At 75.0% G+C, this 4,607-nt stretch carries 1 protein-coding gene; it reads right to left on the bottom strand.

Features of this window, described 5'->3' with window-relative positions; genetic code table 11:
- Window positions 1–4,607: type I polyketide synthase (locus tag ABZV34_RS37230; protein WP_356287032.1), on the bottom strand; the 4,607-nt coding region annotated here is incomplete at both ends.

Below are 4,607 nucleotides of genomic sequence, written 5' to 3'. Positions count from 1 at the left end.
CGGTCGTCGGGTCCGCGCAGCCGGTCGGCGGCCACGGCGCGCAGGGTGAGGGACTCGGCGGTGGCGACGGGCCGGCCGTCGGTGTCGGTGACGAGCACGGAGAAGCCGTGCTCGTGTCCGGCCGGCGCCAGTCGCACCCTGAGGGCGGTGGCGCCCTCCGCGTGCAGGGTCAGGCCGCTCCACGCGAAGGGCAGCATGGGCTCCGGGCTGCGTGACTGCCCTGTGTCTCCCGGGAGTTGGACGAGGAGTGCCTGGACGGCCGCGTCGAGCAGCGCGGGGTGCAGGCCGAAGCGTGCGGCGTCGGCGTGGTGGTCCGCGGGCAGTTCGGCCTCGGCGAACACCTCGTCGCCGCGCCGCCACACGGTGCCCAGGCCCTGGAAGGCGGGCCCGTAGGCGAACCCGGCGTCGGTGAACCGCTCGTAGTGGCCGCCCTCGGCCACGGTCTCGGCGCCCTGCGGGGGCCACACGCTCAGGTCGGCGGACGGCGCGGCCGGGGCCTCGGGTGCGAGGGTGCCCTGGGCGTGCTGTTCCCACGGCGTGCCGGTGTCGGTGCCGCCGGGGCGGGCGTACACGCCGAAGGCGCGCCGGCCCCGCTCGTCGGGTGCCCCGACGGTGACCTGGAGCTGGACGGCGCCCTCGCGGGGGATCACCAGCGGGCTGTGCAGGGTGAGTTCGGTGAGGTGGCCGCAGCCGGTGCGGTCGCCGGCGTGGACGGCGAGGTCGAGATAGCCGGTCGCGGGCAGGATGACCTGGCCGAGCACGGCGTGGTCGGCGAGCCAGGGGTGGGTGCGCAGGGACAGGCGTCCGGTGAGCAGGACGGTGTCGGAGCCGGCGGGGGTGAGGGCGGCGCCCAGGAAGGGGTGGGCCGCCGTCTCCAGTCCCGCGCCCTCGAGGTCGCCGGACCAGGGCGCGCTGGGCAGCCAGTGGCGTTCGCGCTGGAAGGCGTAGGTGGGCAGGGGGACGGTCCGGGCGCCGGTGAACAGGGCGGGCCAGTGCGGTGCGACGCCGGAGGTGAACAGGCGGCCGACGGCCGTGAGGACGCCGCGGGTCTCCGGTACGTCCTTGCGTACGGCCGCCGTGAGGAGGACCTCGGCGCGGTCGGGGTCCTCCAGGACGGCCGGGGCCATGGCCGTCAGGGGGGCGTCGGGGCCGACCTCAAGGAAGCGGGTGGCGCCGAGGTCGTCGCGCAGGTGGCGCAGCGCGTCGTGGAAGCGGACGGGTTCGCGGACGTGCCGTACCCAGTACTCGGGGTCGGTGAGCTGTCGCGCGTCGGCCTGTTCGCCGGTGGTGCCGGACACGTAGGCCAGGCGTGGTGCCTCGTAGGCCAGTGTGGTGGCGACGGCGCGGAAGTCGTCGAGGACGGGGTCCATGAGCGGTGAGTGGAAGGCGTGGCTGACGCGCAGCCGGGTGGTCTTGCGGCCGAGTGCCGTGAAGTGTGCGGCGACGGCGGCGACGGCGTCCTCGGTGCCGGAGACGACGGTGGCAAAGGGCCCGTTGAGGGCGGCGACGCCGATCTCGGCCTCGCGTCCGGCGAGCAGGGGCAGCACCTCCGCCTCGGTGGCCTGCAGGGCGGCCATCGCGCCGCCCGCGGGCAGTTGCTGCATGAGGCGGCCGCGGGCCGCCACGAGTGTGCAGGCGTCCCGCAGGGACAGGACGCCTGCGACGTGGGCCGCGGCGATCTCGCCGACGGAGTGGCCGGTGACCTGGTCGGGCACGATGCCCCAGGACTCCAGCAGTCGGTAGAGGGCGACCTCGAAGGCGAACAGGGCGGGCTGGGCGTGCTCGGTGCGGTTCAGGGTGTCGGCGCGGTCGGTGTTGCCGGTGTTGCTGCCGGTGTCGTCGCCGAGGACGATCTCGCGCAGGCCGGGGAGGTGGGCGCAGACGGCGTCGAAGGCGTCGGCGAACACGGGGTGGGCCCGGTGGAGTTCGCGTCCCATGCCGGGGCGCTGGGCGCCCTGGCCGGTGAACAGGAACGCGGTCTTTCCGCCGCCGCGTGCGATGCCGGCGGGGGTGTGCGGGGTGGCGCGCCCGTCGGCCAGTGCGGTGAGGCCTTCGGTGAGTTCGGCGCGGTCGGCGCCGAGGACGACGGCCCGGTGCTCGAAGGCGGTGCGGGTGGTCGCGAGGGACAGGCCCACGTCGCGGGGGTCGGTCTCGGGGCGGTCGGCGAGGTGGGCGAGCAGGCGGCTCGCCTGGTCGCGCAGGGCGGTGGCGCTGCGGGCGGTGAGCACCCAGGGGGTGAGGGGCGCCTCGTCGCGGGTGTCGTGGGGGGCCGGCCCGTCGGGGTCGGTGGGTGTCTCGTCGGTGGCGGCTTCGAGGATGACGTGGGCGTTGGTGCCGCTGATGCCGAAGGAGGAGACACCGGCGCGGCGGGGACGGTCCGCCTCGGGCCAGTCGACGGCCTCGGTCAGCAGCCGGATGTCGCCCTCCGTCCAGTCGACGTGGGTCGAGGGCCGGTCGACGTGGAGGGTGGCGGGCAGGACGCCGTGCCGTATCGCCTCGACCATCTTGATGATGCCCGCGACGCCGGCGCCGGCCTGGGTGTGGCCGATGTTGGACTTCACCGAGCCGAGCCACAGCGGCTGTCCGGGCTCACGGTCCTGGCCGTAGGTGGCGAGCAGGGCCTGGGCCTCGATGGGGTCGCCGAGGGTGGTGCCGGTGCCGTGCGCCTCGACGGCGTCGATGTCCGTGGTGGCGAGGCCGGCGTCGGTGAGGGCGGCGCGGATGACGCGCTGCTGGGAGGGGCCGTTGGGGGCGGTCAGTCCGTTGGAGGCGCCGTCCTGGTTGACGGCGGTGCCGCGGACGACGGCGAGGACGGGGTGGTTGTTGCGGCGGGCGTCGGAGAGGCGTTCCACCAGGAGCATGCCGCCGCCCTCGGAGAAGCCGGTGCCGTCGGCGGCGTCCGCGAACGCCTTGCAGCGCCCGTCCTGCGACAGGCCTCCCTGGCGGGTGAAGTCCATGAACAGGCCGGGGGTGGACATGATGGTGACGCCGCCGGCCAGGGCGAGGTCCGACTCGCCGGAGCGCAGTGAGCGCACGGCCAGGTGCAGGGCGACCAGCGAGGCGGAGCAGGCGGTGTCGACGGTGACCGCCGGGCCCTCCAGACCGAAGGTGTAGGAGAGGCGGCCGGACATGACGGCCGCCGAGTTGCCGGTGCCGAGGTGGGCGCCCGCGTCCGCGTCGAGGAGCAGCGGGCGGGAGGAGTAGTCCTGGTAGTTGGTGCCGGCGAAGACGCCGGTGCGGCTGCCGCGCAGGGTCTTCGGGTCGATGCCGGCCCGCTCGAACGCCTCCCAGGACATCTCCAGGAGCAGGCGCTGCTGCGGGTCCATCGCGGCGGCCTCGCGCGGGGAGATGGTGAAGAATCCGGCGTCGAAGTCGGCGAAGCCGGAGAGGAAGCCGCCGACGCGGGTGGCGACGCCGCCGGGCTCGGTGCCGCGGAGTGCGTCGAGGTCCCAGTCGCGGTCGTCGGGGAAGGTGGTGAGCGCGTCGGTGCCGTCGGCGAGCAGCTGCCAGAACTCCTCGGGTGTGTCGGCCTGTTGGGGGAAGCGGCAGGCCATGGAGACGATGACGACCGGATCGTCGTCGGCGTCGGTGTGCGTGGTCCGGGCCGGGGCGTCGGCGGGCGGGGTGCTGGTGTCCGCGGGGACGAACTGCGCGCTCAGGTGGTCGGCGAGGGCGGCGGGGGTGGGGTAGTCGTAGATGAGGGTGGCCGGCAGTCGCAGGCCGGTGGCCTCGTTGAGGGTGTTGCGCAGTTCCACGGCGGTGAGGGAGTCGAAGCCGAGTTCGCGGAAGGCGCGGGTGGGTTCGACGTCGTCGGGGCTCGGGTGGTTGAGCACGTAGGCGATGTGTGCGCGGACGAGGGCGAGGAGGGCGTTGCGGCGCTCGCTCTCGCCGAGCCGGGCGAGCTGTCCGGCGAGGCCGGTCGCTTCGGCGGACTCGTGCCCGGGTGCGGTGCGCCGGGTGTCGGCCAGGATCTGCTGCAGTTCGGGCAGGGCGGCGTAGAGGCGGCGCGGGCGGCCCTTGGCGAGTTCGGCGCCGAACACCTCCCAGTCGATGTCGGTGACGACGAGGGTGGTGTCGTCGTGGTCGAGGGCGCGCTGGAGTGCGGTGACGGCGGTCTCGGGGTCCATGAGGCGTACGCCGTGGCGGTGGAGGCGTTCGCCGACGGTGCCGGAGGCCATGCCGCCGGAGGCCCAGCCGCTCCAGGCGACGGCGGTGGCCGGCAGGCCGCGGGCGCGGCGGTCCTCGGCGAGGGCGTCGAGGAAGGCGTTGCCGGGGGCGTAGTTGCCGTGGCCGGGGCTGCCGAAGACGCCGGAGGAGGACGAGAACAGGACGAAGGCGGACAGGTCGAGGCCGGCGGTGGCGGCGTCGAGGTTGAGGGCGCCGCCCACCTTCACGCGCAGGACGTCGGCCAGGCGTTCGGGGGTGAGGGAGCCGAGCACGCCGTCGTCGAGGACGGCGGCGGTGTGGAAGACGGCGTCCAGGGGCCGTTCTGCGGGTACGGCGGCGAGCAGGCGGGCGAGGTCGGCGGGGTCGGCGATGTCGCAGCGGGCGATCTCGGCGCGGGCGCCGAGTGCGGCGAGTTCGGCGGTGAACTCGGCGGCGCCGGG

The organism is Streptomyces sp. NPDC005195 (genome assembly GCF_040608315.1).
Classification (GTDB): Bacteria; Actinomycetota; Actinomycetes; order Streptomycetales; family Streptomycetaceae; genus Streptomyces; species Streptomyces kaempferi.
This window is presented reverse-complemented; position numbering and strand designations above follow the sequence as displayed.